Genomic DNA, 18,753 nt, shown 5'->3' with positions numbered 1-18,753 from the left:
GCCGCCGCGGGGGCGCCACCGGGATGGCTCAGCCTCAGAACCACTCGCATCTGACACAAGGTACCCGAGCCGGACACCGACTCCGGGCCGTGACGAGTCACGCGTAGGACACAACCCGATATCAACGCTCCGTAGTGTCACTGTCCGCATTCACAGCGCATCGGCAAGCGCTTCCGCCGCCGCGTCCGCCGACTGCCCCAGCTCCGCGCGCACCCAGGCCCGCTTGAGGTGCAGATGCACCTCGGCCTCCCAGGTGAAGCCCATGCCGCCGTGCACCTGGAGGCAGTCGCGCGCGTTGCGCACCGCCGCGTCGTCGGCCAGCAGCTTCGCGCCGCAGATCTCCAGCGGGTCGCCGGTCACGGCGGCGGCGTACACGGCGGCACGGGCGACCTCGGCGCGCACGAACATCTGCGCGCAGAGGTGCTGCACGGCCTGGAAGGCGCCGATGGGCCGCCCGAACTGTGTACGTACGCGGGCATATCGGACGGCCATCTCACCGGTGCGGGCGGCGCTGCCCAGCTGTTCGGCGGCGTGCAGGAGCGTTCCCCGGCCGGGCGCGGGCGGTCCCGGTACGCGGTGCAGCGGCGTCAGCGGGTCGAGCGAGCGCAGCGCCACCGCGCCGGCCGCGTCCCCCTGGACGACGTCCGCCTCCGCCAGCCAGGGCACCAGCGTCCCGTCGACGGCCGTCACGACGGTGTCCCCCGAGGCGGCGCCCGCCACCTCGCCCGCCGCCAGGAACGTCGCCACGGCGGGCCCCGGCAGCAGCGCCCGCCCCGCCTCCTCGAAGACCAGTACGGCCTCCGGCCGCCCGAGCCCGACGCCGCCCCGCGCCTCGGGCAGCGTCAGCGCGAAGAAACCGGCCTTGCCCAGCTCCCGCCACAGCCCCCGGTCGAGCCGGCCCGCGCCCTCGGGCGAGGGCTCCCCCTCGCCCCACCGCACGGCGTCCCGAGCGGCGAACCGCCCCTCCAAAAGCTCCCGCACACCCGCCCGCAACGCCCGCTGTTCCTCCGTCGGTTGGAAATCCATACGGAGCCTCACCGCCCCTTCGGGAGGCCGAGGATCCGCTCGGCCACGATGTTCTGCTGGATCTGCGAGGTGCCCGCGGCGATCGTGTACGACAGCGACGACAGCCGCTCCAGGGCCCACGGCCGTTCGAGGTCCAGCGCCCCGGCCCCGAGCACCTGCGCGGCAGCGTCGTACAGCTCCTGGCGGGCGTGCGAGTACCGCAGCTTGAAGACCGAACCGCCCACCCCGGGCACGCCCCCCGAGCGCTGCGCCTCGCTCACGTTCCCCTGCGTGAGGCGCCACAGCGCCGAGAACTCCGCGGCGAGCCGCCCGAGCCTGCGGCGCAGCGCCACGTCGTCCCAGCGGCCGTTCGCGCGGGCCTCGCGCGCGATCTCGCCGAGGACGCGGCGGCAGGCCACCACCTCCCCCACGAAGGCGGTGCCGCGCTCGTAGGAGAGGGTCACCATGGTCACGCGCCAGCCGTCGTCCTGCTCCCCGACGCGGTTCGCGACCGGCACCCGCACGTCGTCCAGGAACACCTCGGCGAACTCGGTGGAGCCGGCCAGGGTGCGCAGCGGGCGCACAGTGACCCCCGGGGCGTCCATCGGCAGGGCGAGCCAGGTGATGCCCCGGTGCTTGGGCACGGCCTCGCTCACCGGTGTCGTACGCACCAGGAGTTCGCACCAGTCGGCGACCTCCGCGTGCGAGGTCCAGATCTTGGACCCGCGTACCACGTAGTGGTCGCCGTCCCGCCACGCGCGCGTGCGCAGCGATGCGAGGTCGGAGCCCGCGTCCGGTTCGCTGAACCCCTGGCACCACACCTCGTCGCCGCGCAGCACGGGCGGCAGCCACCGCTCGCGCTGTTCGGGGGTGCCCTCACAGGCGATGGTGGGCCCGGCGTGCAGCAGGCCCACGAAGTTGGCGCCCACATAGGGGGCGCCCGCCTTCTCCGTCTCCTCCAGGAAGATCAGCCGCTGCGTGGGGGAGGCGTCCCAGTGCACCTGGCCGTACCCGGCGTCGAAGAGCATGCGCTGCCAGCCGGTGTCGTACGCGCGCCGCGCCGGCCAGTTCCGCGGCGAGGGCGCCGGGGGCAGCTTCGGCAGTGCCGTGGCGAGCCACTCGCGCAGCCCGGCCCGGAAGGCTTCCTCCTGCTCGGTGTACGTGAGGTCCACGCGCGGCCTACTTGTCCAGGTCCAGGCCGAGCATGCGGATGGCGTTGCCGCGCATCAGCTTGTGGATCGTCTCGTCGTCGAGCCCCCGGACGTGGTCGAGGGCGACTTCCTTGGTGTGCGGGAAGGTCGAGTCCACGTGCGGGTAGTCGGTCTCGAAGGTGGCGTTGTCCCGGCCGACGACATCCAACGAGGCCACGCCGTGCTTGTCGCGGAAGAAACAGCAGAACATCTGCCGGTAGTAGTACGTGGAGGGCGGCTCGGGGATCAGGTCCTTCACCCCGCCCCACGCGCGGTGCTCCTCCCACACGTCGTCGGCGCGCTCCAGCGCGTACGGGATCCAGCCCATCTGGCCCTCGGAGTACGCCAGTTTGAGCGTCGGGAACTTCACGAGGACGCCGCTGAAGAGGAAGTCCATCATCGAGGCCATGGCGTTGTTGAAGGAGAGCGCCGCCTGTACGGCGGGCGGGGCGTCGGGGGAGGCGGCCGGCATCTGGGAGGAGGAGCCGATGTGCATGTTGACGACGGTGCCGGTCTCCTGGCAGACCGCGAAGAAGGGGTCCCAGTGGCCGCAGTGGATCGAGGGCAGCCCGAGGTGGGTGGGGATCTCGGAGAAGGTGACGGCCCGCACGCCCCGCGCGGCGTTCCGCTCGACCTCGGCGACCGCGAGGCCGATGTCCCACAGCGGGATGATGCACAGCGGGATGAGCCGGCCGCCGCTGTCGCCGCACCACTCCTCGACCATCCAGTCGTTGTAGGCGCGGACGCAGGCGAGGGCGACCTCCTTGTCGTGGGCCTCCGCGAACGTCTGCCCGCAAAAGCGCGGGAAGGTGGGGAAGCACAGGGACGCCTCGACGTGGTTGAGGTCCATGTCCTCCAGCCGGGCGACGGGGTCCCAGCAGCCGCGCCGCATCTCGGCGCGTGTGATGCCCTCCAGTGTCATGTCGTCGCGGTCGAAGCCGACGGCGGCGATGTTGCGCTTGTACGGGAACTTCAGGTCCTCGTAGATCCACCAGTCGGCGGGCGGCCCGTCGGGGTCCATGGTGATCCGGTACTTGCCGCCCACGTAGGCGAGTTCGCCGATGCCGGCCGTCAGGGGCCGCGGGCCGCGGTCGCGGTACTTGGCGGGCAGCCAGGTCTCGAAGAGGTGTGCGGGCTCGATCACGTGGTCGTCGACGCTGACGATCCGGGGAAGCTCGGTCATGGTCCCTCCTCCGGTCATCCCTCCGGCCCTTCCGGGTGATCTGATGACCCGTCAGATAGCAGGCTAGCCCCGCGCCTATGGACCGACAAGGCGCCGCGGCCTACGCTCTGCGCACGATCTGACGGGCCATCAGCCCATGCGGTCCAAGCGTCCGCGCGTCCGCGCGTCCGTTCCTGGCCGACCCCGGGGGGATCACTTGAGGACCACACGGCACGAGACCGCGCACGAACTGGCCGCCTCGCGCACGCTCTGGGAACTGGTCGAGCGCCGCGCCGCCCACACCCCCGACCGGCCCGTGCTCATCCAGGCCGCCGCCGACCCCGCCGACGACCGCACGCTCACCTTCGGCGCCCTGCGCGAGCGCGCCGAACGCGTCGCCGCCGGGCTGTACGGCATGGGGGTGCGCCCCGGCACGGTCGTCGCCTGGCAGCTGCCCACCCGCCTGGAGACCGCCCTCCTGTCCTGCGCGCTGGCCCGCATCGGCGCCGTGCAGTCCCCCGTCATCCCCTTCTACCGCGACCGGGAAGTCGGCTTCGCGCTGCGGGAGTCCAAGGCGGAGTTCTTCGCGACACCCGGCGTGTGGCGGGGCTTCGACCACCGCGAGATGGCCCGGCGGCTCGGCGCCAGAGGCGTCTTCGAGGCGTACGACGCGCTGCCCGACGCCGACCCGGCCGTGCTGCCCCCGCCGCCCGCCGAGGGCACCTCGGTGCGCTGGATCTACTGGACCTCGGGCACCACGTCCGACCCCAAGGGCGTGCGGCACACCGACCGCTCGCTGCTCGCCGGCGGCTCCTGCCTGGCCCACGCGCTGCGCCCCGCGGAGTCGGACGTCGGCTCGATGGCGTTCCCCTACGCGCACATCGCGGGCCCCGACTACACGATCATGCTGCTCCTGTACGGCTTCCCGGCGGTCCTGTTCGAGCACTTCGCGCTGCCCGACGCGCTCGACGGCTACCGGCGGCACGGCGTGACCGTGGCGGGCGGGTCGACGGCCTTCTACTCCCTGTTCCTCGCCGAGCAGCGCAAGCTGCCGCCGGGCGAGAGGCTCATCCCGACGCTGCGGCTCCTGGCGGGCGGCGGCGCGCCCAAGCCCCCGGAGCTGTACCACGCCGTCGTACGGGAGATGGGCTGCCGGCTCACCCACGGGTACGGCATGACCGAGGTCCCGATGATCACCATGGGCGACCCGGACGACACGGCCGACCACCTGGCGACGACGGAGGGCAGGCCCCCGGACGGCATGGAGATCCGCGTCACCGGGCCCGCCGGCGAGCTGCTGCCCCCGGGGACGGACGGCGAGATCCGGCTGCGCGGGGAGGCCGTCTGCCGGGGCTACGTGGACCCGGCGCAGGACGCGGCCGCCTTCGACGCCGACGGCTTCCTGCTCACCGGGGACCTCGGCCACCTCACCGCGAGCGGCCATCTGGTCCTCACCGGGCGGGCCAAGGACATCATCATCCGCAAGGGCGAGAACATCTCCGCCAAGGAGATCGAGGACCTGCTGCACCGGCATCCGGCCGTCGCGGAGGCGGCGGTCGTCGGGCTGCCCGACCCCGAGCGCGGGGAACGGGTCTGCGCGGTCGTGGAGCGGCGGCCGGGCGCCCCCGAGCCGACCCTGGAGGAGGTCACCTCGTACTTGCGCGGGGAAGGCCTCTCCCCCCACAAGCTGCCGGAGCAGCTGGAGGTCGTCGAGGCGCTTCCCCGCAACGAGACGCTGCGCAAGGTCCTCAAGTACCGCCTGCGGGAGCGCTTCGCCCCGTCCTGACACCGGTGCGAACCACCCCCGGTCCCAGCTCCGTCCCCGTCCCCGGGGCGGCGGGCTACTCGGAGACCGTGAAGTACTCCGCGACGGCCGTCACGATCTCCTGCTCGGCGACCTTGCCGTCGCCGTCGGTGTCGAGCGCGCGGGCCGCCGCGTCGGCGATGTCCTCGGGCACCTCCAGCGCCTCCAGCGCGCGTTCGATCTCGGCGGGGGCGAGCGATCCGTCGCCGTCCGCGTCGGCGACGGCGAGGGCCGCGTGCAGGAAGGGCCGGGCGATCTCCGCGAACCGCTCGGGGTTGTCCCGCAGCCGCTTCACCGCCCCGCCGATGAATTCGCCCCTGGTGATCCGCTGGTCGCCGTCGCGGTCCGCGATCCCGGCCATGCCCTGCCAGAACGCCTCGGCGCCGATATAGAGGGCCTGCCCCTTGTCGGACCGCGCCGTCGCGCCGAACTCCTTGCACAGGGCGGCCGCCGCCGTGCTGAAGTCCTCCCGGGAGATGTAGCCGTTGCCATCCTGGTCGAAGGTGGCGAACCGGGCCGCGATCCTACGCTCGTACTCGGCACTGTCCATGGTCTTCGGGCTGCCTCACTTCCGCGGTCGGGTGCTCTTGAGGGGATGGGTACCCACCGCGAGCGAGCGTACGTCCTTTGAGCCGCACCGATGGGTGATGTGCTGCACTGTCACCCGTGGAAGCTGTCGCGGCGAGTGTCATAGCGGTGCTGGGAACCCTCCTGGGCGCGGGTGTCACCCATGTCTTCCAGCGCAGGGCGATCGCGCGGACGGAGGACTTCACGCGCCGCGAGAAGCTCCGGCAGGAGCGCGTCGACGCCTACAGCGCGTACGCGGGCGCCCTCGTCAACTACCGGCGGGTGCTGCTCGACCGGTGGTTCAGCAGGCACGAGAACCGGGCCGAGGACGGCGTCGAGTCCCGCTTCCGCTCCTACGAGCTGCGCTCCGCGGCGCAGGAGGCGCTGTTCAGGGTGGAGTTGCTCACGGAGGACGACGAACTGGCCGGCCTGGCCCGGCGGGCACTCGACGCGGTCACCGATCTGCACAAGGCCCGCGACCGCGACGAACTGACCGAACGGCGCGTCGTCTCGCTGGGCGCGGTCGACGCCTTCGTGTCGGCGGCCAAACGGCACGTCTGACGCGCCGGGGGCTACTGCGGGGGCTAGGGCGTGTTGTGAAAGTAGCGTCGTCCGCCCGCAGGGCGGGCCTGGCGGCGTCTGGTGCGTGCGATCCCGACAACGCGGCGAGCGTGCGTGCCAGGCGTCGCCAGGCAGACGGGACTTTCACATCACGCCCTACGCGGAGAGCGGGGTGGCCTCCTCGTCCAGGGCCGCGCCGACGTCCGGGAAGACCTCGAAGAGCCTGCGGACGCCGAGGGCCGCGAGGACCCGGTTGACGTGGCTGCCGTCGACGGCGCCCTGCGCGGGCAGGATCAGCCGCAACCGGCCCCGGCAGGAGCGGATCAGACGGCGCGTGGCGATCAGCACGCCGACCCCGCTGGAGTCGCAGAACAGCACGTCGGACAGGTCCAGGACGACGCTGCGGCGGCCGTCCGCCACCGCGTCGTGCACCCGCTGGCGCAGCACGGGCGAGGTCAGCAGGTCCATTTCGCCGCGGACGCGCAGCACGGCCCAGCCGGACTCCTCGTCCACCGTCACCTTGAGCGTCACGCGTCACGCCTCTCGCTCGCCCTGCCCGTCCCGCCTCCCGGAGTGATCCGGAAGCGGTCCCTACGCTTCGTCCTGCTCGGCTGCCCCACCGCTTCGTCCATGAAACACCAGCGGACCCCCGTCGATATCATCCGGGATCCGGCCCGGCGCACGCTTTGCCGTAAACAGGAGTGCGCTGTCAGTGCCGCCGACTACATTCGAGGGGTAGTCGGAAAAACGGGCGACGACAGCACGGACCACAGCACGGACGGGCAGGGCGAGCGCGAGGGGGCCGCATGCCGAAGGACGCGCCGCGGCGCCGGGACCGCCGGATGCAGCAGCGGCTGGCGCACGGCGAGGCCGCCGCGCTGGGCGAGCTGTACGACCGCTTCGCCCCGCTCGTGCACAGCCTCGCCCACCGCGTCCTCGGCGACGAGGCCGGCGCCGACCGCATCACCCGCGAGGTCTTCGCCCACATCTGGGAGAACCCCGACGCGTACGACCCCCGCCAGGGCCCCCTGCGCTCCTGGCTCGCCGGGCTCGCCCATCAGCGGGCCGTCCACCGGCTGCGGCAGACCGGGTCCGCCGCCCTCGCCCTCGGCGGCGCGGGCACCGCGCAGGACCTGGAGCGCAAGGTGCGGCGCGCCTCGGCCGCCGCCCGCGCGGACTACATCGTCACGGCCATGCCGGCCCCGCTGCGAGCCGCTCTCGAACTGGCCTACTTCCAGCGGCGCGACTACCGCCAGACGGCCGCCGACCTCGGGGTGACGGAGGACGAGGCCCGGCGCAGGCTCCGCCTCGGCCTCCAGCTCCTGTCCACGGCCCACGACAGCGCCGGCCCCTCGGCGGGCCCGTCCACCGGCTCCCCGCCCGGCCCCGGGACGACGCCGTGACCGGCGCCGACCGCCCCGAGCCGTACGAGGACCCCGAGAGCCGCGAGCCGCCCGGGGAACCGGGGCCGGCGGACGCCACCGAGGTGCGGGGCGGCCCGCGCATACCGCTGCCGCGCTCCTCCGTGGAGGACACCGGACTGCCCGTGCCCGACGCGCCGGCCGCCGGGCAGGCGTCCCCTGCCGGCCCCGGGCCGCTCGTCCTGGACCACCGCGTCCTGCGGTCCCTGCTGGGTGCCTGGGCGCTGTCGGCGTGCTCCGCGGCGGAGGCCCTCGCCGTCGAGGAGCACCTGGGCGAGTGCGGGCCGTGCGCGCAGGAGGCGCTGCGGCTGCGGGACGCCGTCACCCTGCTGCACGCCGAGGAGAGCCTCGATCTCGACCCGGGTCTGCGCACCCGCGTCCTGGCGAGCTGCCTCGGCCGGCGCCCGCCCCGCATCCCGGTGCCCGAGTGGGCCCTGCCCTACGACGCGGAGAGCGCCCGCCTCGACGCCCTGCTGCGGGACATCGGCGGCCCGGAGTGGCACGCCCCGGTGCGGCTGCGCTGGTTCGAGCAGGACTCCCCGGTGAGCAGGAAGACCACCGTCGCCGGGATCATCGCGCACCTCCTCGCCGTCGACGGCCTGGTCGCGATCGCCCTCGGCCTCGACGACCCGCTGGGCCCCGAGGAGGCGGGCCCGCGCCACCCGACCCGCCGCACGGAGGCGTACTGGCGCGCCTCGCGCCTGCCGCCCACCCGCGCGGTGCGGGGCCCGTGGCGGGACCAGACGCACGAGATCGTCCGCACGGTGTCGTTCGCGGGCGACGGCTCCGGGCGGCTGCCGGTGCCGTACGGGACGGAGCAGCCGCCGCCCGGCGAGGGGCCGGGACAGAAGATCGAACTGCCGCTGCGGGACGCGATGGTGGACCGCGCCTTCGAGTGCTGGATCCACGCGGGTGACATCGCCCGCGCCGTCGACTACCCCTACGACCCGCCCGCGCCCCGGCACCTCCACCGCATGATCGACCTCGCCGCCCGGATGCTCCCCGCCACCCTGGCCGACCGCCGCCGCTCCGGGCTCGCCGCCCCCTCGCGGGACCTGGTCGCCGCGGGCGCGCCGGGCCGCAGCCTGCGCCTGGAGATCGAGGGGGAGGGCGGCGGCGAGTGGTTCATCGCGCTCGACTCGCCGGGCGCGCGGGCGTCCGCCGAGCGCGAGGTGGCCCATGTGGCGCTGGACGGCGTGGAGTTCTGCCGCCTGGCCGCGGGCCACGTCTCACCGGCGGAAGCGGCGGCGGGCCGGGGCGGCGACCGCGAGGCCGTCCGCGACGTCCTGTTCGCGGCGGCGTCCCTGAGCAGGCTGTGAGCCCACCGGCAGCCGTCGCCCCCCGTGCCCGCGCGCGGAGTTAAGCGAAGACGACCGTCCGCCGCCCGTTGAGCAGGATCCGCCGCTCGGCGTGCCACTTCACGGCGCGCGCCAGTGCCTGGCACTCCACGTCGCGGCCGATCGCCACCAGCTGGTCGGGCGTCACGCCGTGGCCGACCCGCTCGACCTCCTGCTCGATGATCGGCCCCTCGTCGAGGTCGGCCGTCACATAGTGCGCGGTGGCCCCGATCAGCTTCACGCCGCGCGCGTGCGCCTGGTGGTAGGGCTTGGCGCCCTTGAAGCTCGGCAGGAACGAGTGGTGGATGTTGATGATCCGCCCGCTCAGCTCCTTGCACAGGTCGTCGGAGAGCACCTGCATGTAGCGCGCGAGGACGACCAGCTCGACCTCCTGCGACCGCACGATCTCCAGCAGCCGCGCCTCGGCCTGCGGCTTGGTGTCGCGGGTCACCGGGATGTGGTGGAAGGGCACGTCGTAGGAGGCGACCAGCTCGGCGAAGTCGGTGTGGTTGGAGACGACGGCAGCGATCTCCACCGGCAGCGCGCCGATCCGCGAGCGGAACAGCAGGTCGTTCAGGCAGTGCCCGAACTTGGACACGAGCAGGACGACCCGCATCTTGTCCTCGGCGCGGTGGAGCTGCCAGTCCATGTGGAAGGAGTCGCCGATCGCGGCGAAGCTCGCCCGCAGCTTGTCGACGGTCACCGGGGCCTCGGCGGAGAAGTGGACGCGCATGAAGAACAGTCCGGTGTCGTGGTCGCCGAACTGCTGGCTGTCCTCGATGTTGCAGCCGGTCATGAAGAGATAACTCGACACGGCGTGCACGATGCCCTGCTTGTCGGGGCAGGAGAGGGTCAGGACGTACTGCTCAGCGGGCGGGGCGGGGGCGACGGACTGCTCGTTCATGCGGCCAAGGTTCCCATACGCGCGGGGCCGGCGCGGCAGGCGTTCAGGCGGTTCGCGTCAGGATGCGCAGCACTTCGAGGGTCCGCGGCGGCTCGTCGGGGTCCTCGCCGTCCCCCACGGCCATGCGCACGTGCGCGTCCCGCGCCGCCCGTACCGCGTCGGGCCAGCCCGGGTGCTCCAGGTAGACGGAGACCATCGCGTCGGGCCCGACCTCGTGCATGATCCGCAGGACGCGCAGCACGGCCGTGTCGACGAGGGCCGCCTCCTGCGGGTCCCGGAAGATCGTCCCGACGTACTTCTCCGCGGACCAGTTGTCCAGCCAGGTGTCCTCGACCAGCCGGTACACGGCGTCGGTCACATCCCCGTACTCCTCGCGGCCCCCGAGCCAGCATTCACGCTGGAACGCGGGGTCGGAGAGCATGTGCAGCGCCGAGCGCACGTTGCTGCGCCAGCGCCACCACGGCATGTCATTGGTCGGCATGCCGCCCATGGTGCTGGAGCGACGGCCGCGACGGGAAGACTTCTCCGAACCTTGCACGGTCATCGATCGTACGTTCCCACCTCATGCACGCGAACCGGCCCCCGCCCGTTCACCTTCATGTCACTGTCCGTTGAAGGCGAGTCACTCCACGGTTGGTCCTCCGACGGCATTGTGCGGGGACATGACCGGCAGGCGACGCACCTTCCTTCCCCGCCCCCTTCGAACCGCGGTCCTCTCCGCGGCCGCCGCGGCGGCGAGTACGTCGCTGGTGGCCGGCTGCGGGGTCATCCCTGGCGCCACGGGGGGCTCCGGGGATGGCCCCATCACCGTCATGACGTGGGCGCCCGAGAAGACCCGGGCCACCAACAAGCCCGGCGTCCCGGCCATGGCCCAGGCCTACGCGCGCTGGGTCAACGCGCACGGCGGCCTCGACGGCCGCGAGCTGCGGGTCCTGACCTGCAACGACCACAACGACCCGGTCGGCGCCGCGGACTGCGCGCGCGAGGCGGTCGACCAGGACGTGGCGGCGGTCGTCGGCGCCTACAGCCAGCACGGCGGCGCCGCCCTCGCCCCGCTGGAGGTCGCCGGCATCCCCTACATCGGCGGCTACGGCGTCACCGACGACGAGTTCAGCAGCCCCCTGTCCTATCCCGTCAACGGCGGCGAACCGGCGCTCCTCGCGGGCAACGGCCGCCAGCTCGCCGCGCGCTGCGACCGCGTCTCCCTGGTCCGCCCCGACACCCTCGCCGGCGACGAGCTGCCCAAGCTGCTCAACTCCGGTCTGCGCGACGGCCACCACAAGCCGGTCGCCGACATCCGGGCCCCCGAGGACGGCACCGACCTCACCCCGCAGGCCGAGCAGGCCCTCCAGCACGCGGGCACCAAGGACGGCTGTGTGACGGCGGCGCTCGGGGCCCGCACCGACACCTTCTACGACTCGTTCCGGCGCACCAGCGGCGACTATCCGCCGGTGCGGATCTCCTCCGTGCTCGGCAGCGTCGACCAGTCGCTCGTGGACCGCACCGGTGGCGCGAGCGGCCCCTACGAGGGGGCGTACGTCACCGGCTGGTACCCCGCGTCGGGCGATGCGCGGTGGGCGCGGATGCGCGAGGTCATCCGGGAGCAGGCCTTCGGCGACAACCGGGTCGACCCGGCCGACGCGGGCGTCCAGACGACCTGGATCGCGTACACCGTCCTGAAGCGGGCCGTCGAGTCGCTGCACGGCAAGGAGGTCACCGCCCGCACGCTGCGGCGCGCCCTCGACGGCGGGCTGCGGGTCGAGACGGGCGGCCTCACCCCGACGCTGAGCTGGCGCTTCGAGGACCTCATCGCGGCCGGCGAATATCCGCGCCTGATCAACTCCGGTGTCACGTTCCAGGTCGTGCGCGACGGGCGGCTCATCCCCGCGCGCAAGGGGTTCGTGAACGTGGAGCAGACACTGGAGCAGTCGGCGTAGTCACCGCCGGGGCGGCTCGCGGAGCGCCCCGGCGGGGACTACAGCTGGGACTTCTCGCGCGTGGTCAGCCCGTACTTGCGGGCGATCGCGTTCCAGTGGTCGGCCGCCTGCGCCTTGGCGGCGGTCGCCTCGCCGCTCGCGCGGTTGCCCGCGCCCTGCTGCGGGGTGCTGCGGGCCTGGCCCTTCCTGCACCCCTTCTTGCCGGCCACCTGGTCGGCCCAGGCCGCGTAGTGGTTGTCGGCGGACGCGGAGGCCTTCCACGCCTTGTTGAGGGAGGTCGTCAGCAGGTCGTTGGCCGGGAGCTTGTCGACCTCCAGGGCGGCGAGCCGCCGGACGAGGCCGTTGCGCTGGCGGGCGGCGGCGCGCAGGTCCTTCGCCGACTCGTCCAGGTTCTGGCACCGGCCGACGTTGCGTACGGCGGCGATGACCATGTCACGGCTGTTGTTGCTGTCGGCCAGCAGCTTGTCCAGGGCGACCGCCTGCTTCTTCGCCGGGTCGGCGGTGGGCGAGGGCCGGTCGTCGGCGGGGGCGGACGCGGAGACGGGCTCGCCCGTGGCCGCCTTGTCGTCCTCGTCGCCGCCGGAGCTGAGGAGCGCGCCCGCGCCGACGCCGAGCACGGCGATACCGACGCCGACGGCCACGATGAGCGGCACCTTCGAGCCGGTGCGGGTGCGGCGGCCGCCGTGGCCCCCCTCGCGTGCCGGCGCCGGGGCCGGGGCGGGCGCGGGGGCGGCGGCCGGGCTCTCGAAGCGGGGCATCTGCTGGGTGGAGGCGGGACCCTGCTCGGCCTCCGGCTCGGTGCGGAAGAGGCTGTCGAACTCGGCGGGCGGCTGCCGGTCGCCGGGGGCGCCGGGGCGGATGCCGTAGGGCGCGGCGGGCGGCTCGGGCGGCACGGTGTTCCCGCCGGGGACGGGGGCGAGGAACTGGGTGGGCTCGCTGTCGGACGCCGGGCCGGGCGCGGGCGCCTGGGGGCGGCCCGGGTACCGCGAGGCGTCGGGGGCGGGCGCCTCGGGCGGCAGGGCGCCGGGTCCCACCGGGGGTATGTACTGCGTGGCACCCTCGTCGGCCCCGCTCGCGGGCACGGGCGGGATGTACTGGGTGGCGCCCTCGTCGCCCCCGGCGGCGGGCACGGGCGGGATGTACCGCGTGGCGTCGGCGTCGCCCCCGGCGGCGGGCGGCAACGGCATGCGCCGGGCGTCATGGCCGCCCTGTGCGTCGTACCCCTGCTGCCGCGGGTCGTGGCTCTGCTGGGCGCCGTAGCCCTGGTTCTCGTGGGAGCCGCCGTACGCACCCTGCGGGCTCTGCGAGCCGTAGGCGCCCTGGGAACCGTACGAGGCGTCCGCGCCGTACCCGGGGTCCGACCCGTACGAGGCGTGCGCACCGTACGCGGGGTCCGATCCGTACGAGGCGTCCGCGCCGTACGCGGGACCCGAGCCGTACGAGGGGTCCGCGCCGCCGTACGGGGCCTGGGCGCCCTCCGGCGGCAGCGGCATCGCCTGGGGCGTCCCACCGTCCCAGGACGGGCCCTGACCGCCCGGCGGCGGGCCCGCCGTGTCGGGTCCCCAGGGCTGACCCCAGGGCGTGCCGCCCGCCGGGGTGGCCTGGCGGCCCGCGGTGCCGGGCAGCAGCGGCTCGCTGCCGTCCGCGGGCAGCACGACGCCTTCGTGGGCGGGCCGGTCCGCGGGCTGCCGCGGATCGGAGGAAGCAGCGCCCTGACCGCTCTGCTGCGTCACCGGGACTCCTACACATGGGGGACCTACGGAACCGTCGGCTCACGCTACCGGGTCCCCGCAAGCCTCTGCCACGCAGCTCAAAGTTACGACTCCTGCCCAGCGCCGCGAGTAACAAAACCTCCCGCCCGGACGCTGATAGCATCCGCGCCTCACGCCGCCTGGACGTCGAGGCGCGCCCCGAACTCCCGTACCACCGGCTCCTCCCGGAAGGGTTCGAGGCGCTGCTGGAAGTCCTCCAGGTACTCCGCGCCGCGGTTGGAGCGCAGGGTGCCGAGCAGTTCCACGGCCCTCAGGCCCGTGTGGCAGGCCTGTTCGACCTCGCGCCGCTGCACCTGGGCCGTGGCGAGCAGGACCAGGCCGATCGCGCGGCGCCGGGCCCGTGTCTCCGGGTGCCCGTCCAGGGACTCCTGGGCGCTGCGCGCCGCCGCGTCGGCCTGGCCGAGGTCCCGGTGACAATGCGCCATTTCATCGGCCAGATACGCGTGGTCGAAGTGCCGGATCCACACCGGGTCGTCGCCGGACTCCCCCTCGCCGGCCGCCCGGTCCATCGCCTCCACCGCGCGTCCCGCCACCGCCTGCGTGGCCCGCGCGTCCCCGAGCAGGGCGTGCCCGCGCGCCTCGGCCGCGTAGAACATCGCCTCCGCGCGAGGCGTGACGTGTCCGCGCGCGCCCTCCTGCGCGGCCCGCGCCAGCTGCGCGATCTCGCGCGGGTTGCCGAGCTGGGCGGCGAGGTGGCTCATCGAGGCGGCCAGCACATACCCGCCGTAGCCCCGGTCGCCGGCCGCCTGTGCCAGCCGCAGCGCCTGGATGTAGTACCGCTGGGCGAGGCCGGGCTGGCCGGTGTCCACGGCCATGTAGCCCGCCAGCTCCGTCAACCGCGCGACGGCGGCGAACAGTTCGCGCCCGACCGCCTCCCGGTAGGAGCCGGCGAGCAGCCCGGAGACCACGGAGTTGAGGTAGTGCACGACGACGGGACGCACATGGCCGCTGCCGTACTGGTGGTCGAGGCGGGTCAGCGCCTCCGTCATCGCCTTGACCGCGGCCACGTCCGCCATGCCGACGCGCGGCCCGGCCGTCCGCCCGACCTGGGCGTCCGGCGAGGAGATCAGCCAGTCGCGGCTGGGCTCCACGAGCGCGGAGGCGGCGACGGACGAGCCGGACAGGAAGTCCCGGCGGCCCACGTCGCTGCGCCACAGCTCGCAGACCTGCTCGATGGCGCCGAGGACGGTCGGCGAGAACTGCAGGCCCACGCCCGAGGCGAGGTTCTTGCCGTTCGCCATGCCGATCTCGTCGATGGTGACGGTGCGGCCGAGCTTGCGGCCGAGCGCCTCCGCGATGATGCCGGGCGCCCGGCCGCGCGGCTGCTGCCCGCGCAGCCAGCGGGCCACCGACGTCTTGTCGTAGCGCAGATCGAGACCGTGCTCCGCGCCGCACATGTTGACCCTGCGGGCGAGGCCGGCGTTGGAGCAGCCGGCTTCCTGGATGAGCGCTTGCAGCCGTTCGTTGGGCTGCCGCGCGACGAGAGGCCTGGCGGCCATGGCGTACCCCCTGAGTGCACCGTCGACCATCGGGAACGGGGCGGCCTTCGAGACCGCCTCACGACGATCAATGCCCGTGCGGCAAGGCGAAGATGCGCCACGAAAGAGGCATAAGAAGCCATGAAGAACCACAAGTACGACAATGTGCCGACCGGCGGTGCGTCGGGCTTCCTCCGGGACCGTCCACCGGTGGTGACCGGCTTCCCGGAGGCCTCCTCCGAGGCGTCTTCCGAGCGCCCTTGGCCTGGCTACCCGCACATGGATGCCATTTCCCCCGCGCGCCCCGGCCGTGCACCCATGCGCCCCGCGCGCAGGATCGATGCTCCTCCTCCGCCCTCGCGTGCGCCCGTAACCCGTGGTGGTGACGGGAGTTGAGGTCTGCGTGGAAGAGACCATCGAAGTCACCTCGGCCGCGCGGATCCCGACGCAGCGCGCGGAAGCCTTGCCGGACACGGCCGTGCGCTACGCGGAGGAGCGTCACTGGGACGTCTTCCCCGGGACCTGGCTGGAGTCCGCCGAGGGCACCGAGCGGTGCTCGTGCGGCGACCCGGCGTGCGCGGCACCCGGCGCGCACCCGGCGCGCGAGGACTGGGCGGCCCAGGCCACCGGCAGCGCGACCGTCGCCCGGCGGCTGTGGCAGAAGCAGCCCAAGGCGTCGATCCTGCTGCCCACGGGGCGTACGTTCGACGCGATCGACGTGCCCGAGACCGCCGGGTTCCTCGCGCTCGCCCGCATGGAGCGCATGGAGCTGACCCTCGGCCCGGTGACCCGCACCCCGGGCCGGCGCACGCAGTTCTTCGTGCTCCCCGGCGCCGCCGCCAAGGTCCCCGACCTGGTGCGCGGGCTCGGCTGGCCGCCGGCCGCCCTCGACCTCGTCGCGCTCGGCGAGGGCGCCCACGTCGCGGCTCCCCCGACCCGCGTCGGCGCCTCGGGCGCGGTCCAGTGGGCGTGCCGCCCGACCGCCGCCAACCGCTGGCTGCCGGACGTGGAGGAGATCATCTCGCCCCTGGCGTACGCGTGCGGCCGGGAAGCCCGGCGCTGACCGCCCCGCACGGCGCCGCCCCGTACCGCACGCCCAGCAGGCGACGCCCCCGTATCGTGCGGCCACGGGACAGTCGGCGACGGAGGGCAGCACGGTGACCGAGGCGGCGGTACGGGTCCAGGGGCTCTGGAAGCGGTTCGGCGAGCAGGTCGCGGTGGCCGGGATCGATCTGACGCTGCCCGCGGGCAAGTTCATCGGCCTGGTCGGGCCCAACGGCGCGGGCAAGACCACCACCCTCTCCATGGTCACCGGCCTGCTCAGACCGGACCGGGGCACCGTCGAGGTCGTCGGCCACGACGTGTGGCGCGACCCCGTCCAGGTCAAGGCCCGCATCGGGGTGCTCCCCGAGGGCCTGCGGCTCTTCGAACGCCTCTCGGGGCGCGAACTCCTCGCGTACAACGGCAGACTGCGCGGCCTGCCCGGCGCCGAGGTCGACAAGCGCGCCGCCCAGCTGCTCGACGTACTCGACCTGGCCGGCGCCCGGCACAAGCTCGTCGTCGACTACTCCACCGGCATGCGCAAGAAGATCGGCCTGGCCGCGGCGCTGCTGCACAACCCCGAAGTCCTCTTCCTCGACGAGCCGTTCGAGGGCGTCGACCCCGTCTCCGCCGAGACGATCCGCGGCGTCCTGGAGCGCTACACCGCCTCCGGCGCCACCGTCGTCTTCTCCTCCCACGTCATGGAGCTGGTCGAGTCGCTGTGCGACTGGGTCGCCGTCATGGCCGCGGGCCGCATCCGCGCCCAGGGCACCCTCGCCGAGGTGCGCGGCGCGGCGCCCTCGCTCCAGCGGGCGTTCCTCGAACTCGTCGGCGCGCCCGGCCGGGACGCGGGCTCCGACCTCGACTGGCTGGGCGGCGGCGCCCGATGACGGCCCCCGCTCCCGCCCCGGCGATCACCCCCGTCCTCGTACGGCTGAAGCTCTCCCTGCTGCGCAACGGCCTGCGCCAGTCGGCGGGGCGCCGCGCCGCCTACCTCGCCTCGGCCGTCCTGGCCCTGCTCGTGGCCGCCCTCCAGTTCCTCGGCCTGATCGCGCTGCGCGGCACCGCGCACGCCGCCACCGTCTGCGTCCTGCTCGCCGGGGTCCTCGCCCTCGGCTGGGCCGTCATGCCGCTGTTCTTCCCGAGCGGCGACGAGACGCTGGACCCCACCCGCCTGGTGATGCTGCCGCTGCGCCCGCGCGACCTGGTGCGGGGGCTGCTCGTGGCGTCGCTCGTGGGCATCGGGCCCCTCTTCACGCTCTGCCTGGCCCTCGGTGCGGCGATCGCGCTCGCCCACGGCGCCGCGGCCGCCGCAACCGGGGTCCTGGCCTGCGCCCTCACGCTCCTCGTCTGCGTGGCCCTGGCCCGCGCGGTCGCCGCCGCCAACATCCGCCTCCTCACCAGCCGCAGGGGCCGCGACCTCGCGGTGCTGAGCGGCCTGGTCATCGCGGTCGGCGCGCAGGCGGTCAGCTTCGGCGCGCAGCACCTCGGTTCGGCCGGGCTCGGCACCCTCGACCCGGCGGCGGCCGTCGTGCGCTGGCTCCCCCCGGCGTCGGCACTCGGCGCGATCGACTCGGTGAGCGAGGGCGCGTACGCCACCGGAGCCGCCCAACTGGCCCTCGCCGCAGTCGCGCTGGTGGCGCTGCTGGCCTTCTGGCAGCACAGCCTGACCCGCCTGATGACCGCGCCGGACGGCTCCACCCTGGCGGCCGCCGCACCGGAGAAGGGCGCCTCGCGCCTCACCGGAGCCCTCGGCGGCCTGCTGCCCGCCGGCCGCACCGGCACCGTCATGGCCCGCGGCCTGCGCTACATGTGGCGCGACCCCAAGACGAAGGCGGCCTGGGTGACGTCTCTCGCCATCGGCCTGATCGTGCCGGTCCTCAACGCCCTCCAGGGCACCGGCTCGGTGTACCTCGCGTGCTTCGCGGCGGGGATGCTCGGCATCCTGATGTACAACCAGTTCGGCCAGGACACCTCGGCGTTCTGGATGGTCGCGATGACGATCTCCTCGCCCCGTGACGCGTACGTGGAGCTGCGGGGCCGCGCCCTGGCGCTGACGCTGATCACCCTCCCCTACGCCACCCTGGTCACCGTCCTGACCACGGCGCTGCTCGGCGACTGGCCCGCCCTGCCCGAAGCCCTCGGCCTGTCCTTCGCGCTGCTCGGCGCGATGCTGGCGACGGGCGCCTGGGCCTCGGCCCGCTTCCCGTACTCCATCCCGCAGGAGGGCTACAAGAACGTGGCCCCCGGGCAGGCGGGCCTCGCCTGGCTCTCCGTCTTCGGCGGCATAGTGGCGGCGGCCCTGCTGTGCGCCCCGGTGCTCGCCCTCACCATCTGGCTGCACGCCTCCGACGCCGCTTCCTGGACCTGGCTCCTGCTCCCCGTGGGCGCGGCCTACGGCTGGGCGATCGCGGAGGCCGGAACGCGCCTCGCGGCCCCGCGCGTGGCCGGCCGCCTCCCGGAGATCCTCACGGCGGTCAGCAGGGGGTAGCCCCTCGGGACGCAGACGACCCGCGAGCCGTGGTTCCTGGGAGGCCGGGCGATGCCGGGTCCAGGAAGCCGGCCGGACGTACC

At 74.0% G+C, this 18,753-nt stretch carries 17 protein-coding genes; 8 read left to right on the top strand and 9 right to left on the bottom strand.

Annotated features, from left to right (window positions below):
• Positions 1 to 150: 150 nt before the first annotated feature.
• Genes ACZ516_RS16505 through ACZ516_RS16495 form a run of 3 tightly spaced genes read right to left on the bottom strand, consistent with a single transcriptional unit; the run spans position 151 to position 3,378 of the window.
• Positions 151 to 1,026 carry an acyl-CoA dehydrogenase family protein gene (locus tag ACZ516_RS16505; RefSeq protein ID WP_469010726.1) on the bottom strand — a complete coding sequence of 292 codons (876 nt, stop codon included), beginning with the start codon at positions 1,024 to 1,026 and terminating at the stop codon, positions 151 to 153.
• An 8-nt stretch (positions 1,027 to 1,034) separates the two neighbouring features.
• On the bottom strand, positions 1,035 to 2,177 hold the full coding sequence (locus ACZ516_RS16500) for an acyl-CoA dehydrogenase family protein (RefSeq protein ID WP_469010725.1): 1,143 nt from the start codon (positions 2,175 to 2,177) through the stop codon (positions 1,035 to 1,037).
• 7 nt (positions 2,178 to 2,184) lie between these two features.
• A complete protein-coding gene (locus tag ACZ516_RS16495; RefSeq protein ID WP_358580416.1) occupies positions 2,185 to 3,378 on the bottom strand; it encodes an amidohydrolase family protein in 1,194 nt (397 codons plus the stop codon).
• 196 nt (positions 3,379 to 3,574) lie between these two features.
• On the opposite strand from ACZ516_RS16495, the gene ACZ516_RS16490 reads away from it, so the two are divergent.
• The gene (locus ACZ516_RS16490) at positions 3,575 to 5,143 is read left to right on the top strand and encodes a class I adenylate-forming enzyme family protein (protein ID WP_469010723.1); all 1,569 of its coding nucleotides are present in this window, start codon (positions 3,575 to 3,577) and stop codon (positions 5,141 to 5,143) included.
• A 55-nt stretch (positions 5,144 to 5,198) separates the two neighbouring features.
• Here the strand turns inward: ACZ516_RS16490 and ACZ516_RS16485 are convergent, their stop codons facing one another.
• Complete coding sequence (locus tag ACZ516_RS16485; protein ID WP_358580420.1) at positions 5,199 to 5,711, bottom strand: EF-hand domain-containing protein; 513 nt, start codon at positions 5,709 to 5,711, stop codon at positions 5,199 to 5,201.
• Between the two features lie 116 nt (positions 5,712 to 5,827).
• Between ACZ516_RS16485 and ACZ516_RS16480 the strand changes: the two genes are divergently transcribed.
• Positions 5,828 to 6,289 (top strand): hypothetical protein, encoded by a 462-nt coding sequence (locus tag ACZ516_RS16480; RefSeq protein WP_361078189.1) that lies wholly within the window; start codon positions 5,828 to 5,830, stop codon positions 6,287 to 6,289.
• 156 nt (positions 6,290 to 6,445) lie between these two features.
• On the opposite strand, the gene ACZ516_RS16475 is transcribed toward ACZ516_RS16480, so the two are convergent.
• Entirely contained in the window at positions 6,446 to 6,820 is a 375-nt protein-coding gene (locus ACZ516_RS16475; RefSeq protein WP_358580424.1) for an STAS domain-containing protein, read from the bottom strand.
• 275 nt (positions 6,821 to 7,095) lie between these two features.
• Here ACZ516_RS16475 and ACZ516_RS16470 point away from each other — a divergent pair, with 275 nt between their 5' ends.
• Together ACZ516_RS16470 and ACZ516_RS16465 are read left to right on the top strand one after the other, a co-directional pair.
• Positions 7,096 to 7,692 carry a sigma-70 family RNA polymerase sigma factor gene (locus tag ACZ516_RS16470; RefSeq protein ID WP_358580426.1) on the top strand — a complete coding sequence of 199 codons (597 nt, stop codon included), beginning with the start codon at positions 7,096 to 7,098 and terminating at the stop codon, positions 7,690 to 7,692.
• Positions 7,689 to 9,029: a zf-HC2 domain-containing protein gene (locus ACZ516_RS16465; protein WP_469010722.1), complete on the top strand. Its 1,341-nt coding sequence runs from the start codon at positions 7,689 to 7,691 to the stop codon at positions 9,027 to 9,029. Before ACZ516_RS16470 ends, ACZ516_RS16465 begins: the two co-directional genes overlap by 4 nt.
• A 40-nt stretch (positions 9,030 to 9,069) precedes the next feature.
• Here ACZ516_RS16465 and purU read toward each other — a convergent pair whose 3' ends face one another.
• Both purU and ACZ516_RS16455 read right to left on the bottom strand, forming a co-directional pair.
• A complete protein-coding gene (gene purU, locus ACZ516_RS16460) occupies positions 9,070 to 9,951 on the bottom strand; it encodes a formyltetrahydrofolate deformylase (RefSeq protein ID WP_358699783.1) in 882 nt (293 codons plus the stop codon).
• 43 nt (positions 9,952 to 9,994) lie between these two features.
• Complete coding sequence (locus tag ACZ516_RS16455) at positions 9,995 to 10,495, bottom strand: SCO4402 family protein (protein ID WP_358699784.1); 501 nt, start codon at positions 10,493 to 10,495, stop codon at positions 9,995 to 9,997.
• 118 nt (positions 10,496 to 10,613) lie between these two features.
• Here ACZ516_RS16455 and ACZ516_RS16450 point away from each other — a divergent pair, with 118 nt between their 5' ends.
• Complete coding sequence (locus tag ACZ516_RS16450) at positions 10,614 to 11,888, top strand: ABC transporter substrate-binding protein (RefSeq protein WP_361078200.1); 1,275 nt, start codon at positions 10,614 to 10,616, stop codon at positions 11,886 to 11,888.
• A gap of 38 nt (positions 11,889 to 11,926) precedes the next feature.
• On the opposite strand, the gene ACZ516_RS16445 is transcribed toward ACZ516_RS16450, so the two are convergent.
• Both ACZ516_RS16445 and ACZ516_RS16440 read right to left on the bottom strand, forming a co-directional pair.
• Positions 11,927 to 13,621, bottom strand: a complete 1,695-nt coding sequence (locus tag ACZ516_RS16445) for a hypothetical protein (protein ID WP_469010720.1) — start codon at positions 13,619 to 13,621, stop codon at positions 11,927 to 11,929.
• Between the two features lie 149 nt (positions 13,622 to 13,770).
• The gene (locus ACZ516_RS16440) at positions 13,771 to 15,159 is read right to left on the bottom strand and encodes a transcriptional regulator (RefSeq protein WP_469010718.1); all 1,389 of its coding nucleotides are present in this window, start codon (positions 15,157 to 15,159) and stop codon (positions 13,771 to 13,773) included.
• 382 nt (positions 15,160 to 15,541) lie between these two features.
• Between ACZ516_RS16440 and ACZ516_RS16435 the strand changes: the two genes are divergently transcribed.
• From ACZ516_RS16435 to ACZ516_RS16425, 3 genes are all read left to right on the top strand, one after another.
• A complete protein-coding gene (locus ACZ516_RS16435) occupies positions 15,542 to 16,201 on the top strand; it encodes a bifunctional DNA primase/polymerase (protein ID WP_361078209.1) in 660 nt (219 codons plus the stop codon).
• Between the two features lie 94 nt (positions 16,202 to 16,295).
• A complete protein-coding gene (locus tag ACZ516_RS16430; RefSeq protein ID WP_358590470.1) occupies positions 16,296 to 17,069 on the top strand; it encodes an ABC transporter ATP-binding protein in 774 nt (257 codons plus the stop codon).
• Positions 17,066 to 18,670, top strand: coding sequence for a transporter (locus tag ACZ516_RS16425; protein WP_469010717.1), 1,605 nt, complete (start codon positions 17,066 to 17,068; stop codon positions 18,668 to 18,670). Before ACZ516_RS16430 ends, ACZ516_RS16425 begins: the two co-directional genes overlap by 4 nt.
• The last annotated feature ends 83 nt before the right edge of the window (positions 18,671 to 18,753 follow it).

The sequence above is a fragment of the Streptomyces sp. NPDC034037 genome (assembly GCF_055575715.1).
This window is presented reverse-complemented; position numbering and strand designations above follow the sequence as displayed.

Excerpts from the sequence above, each read along its gene's own strand:
- ACZ516_RS16455 (WP_358699784.1), bottom strand. The coding sequence starts at position 10,495 with ATGACCGTGCAAGGTTCGGAGAAGTCTTCCCGTCGCGGCCGTCGCTCC.
- ACZ516_RS16495 (WP_358580416.1), bottom strand. The coding sequence starts at position 3,378 with ATGACCGAGCTTCCCCGGATCGTCAGCGTCGACGACCACGTGATCGAG.
- ACZ516_RS16505 (WP_469010726.1), bottom strand. The coding sequence starts at position 1,026 with ATGGATTTCCAACCGACGGAGGAACAGCGGGCGTTGCGGGCGGGTGTG.
- ACZ516_RS16485 (WP_358580420.1), bottom strand. The coding sequence starts at position 5,711 with ATGGACAGTGCCGAGTACGAGCGTAGGATCGCGGCCCGGTTCGCCACC.
- ACZ516_RS16450 (WP_361078200.1), top strand. The coding sequence starts at position 10,614 with ATGACCGGCAGGCGACGCACCTTCCTTCCCCGCCCCCTTCGAACCGCG.
- ACZ516_RS16425 (WP_469010717.1), top strand. The coding sequence starts at position 17,066 with ATGACGGCCCCCGCTCCCGCCCCGGCGATCACCCCCGTCCTCGTACGG.
- purU (WP_358699783.1), bottom strand. The coding sequence starts at position 9,951 with ATGAACGAGCAGTCCGTCGCCCCCGCCCCGCCCGCTGAGCAGTACGTC.
- ACZ516_RS16470 (WP_358580426.1), top strand. The coding sequence starts at position 7,096 with ATGCCGAAGGACGCGCCGCGGCGCCGGGACCGCCGGATGCAGCAGCGG.
- ACZ516_RS16440 (WP_469010718.1), bottom strand. The coding sequence starts at position 15,159 with ATGGCCGCCAGGCCTCTCGTCGCGCGGCAGCCCAACGAACGGCTGCAA.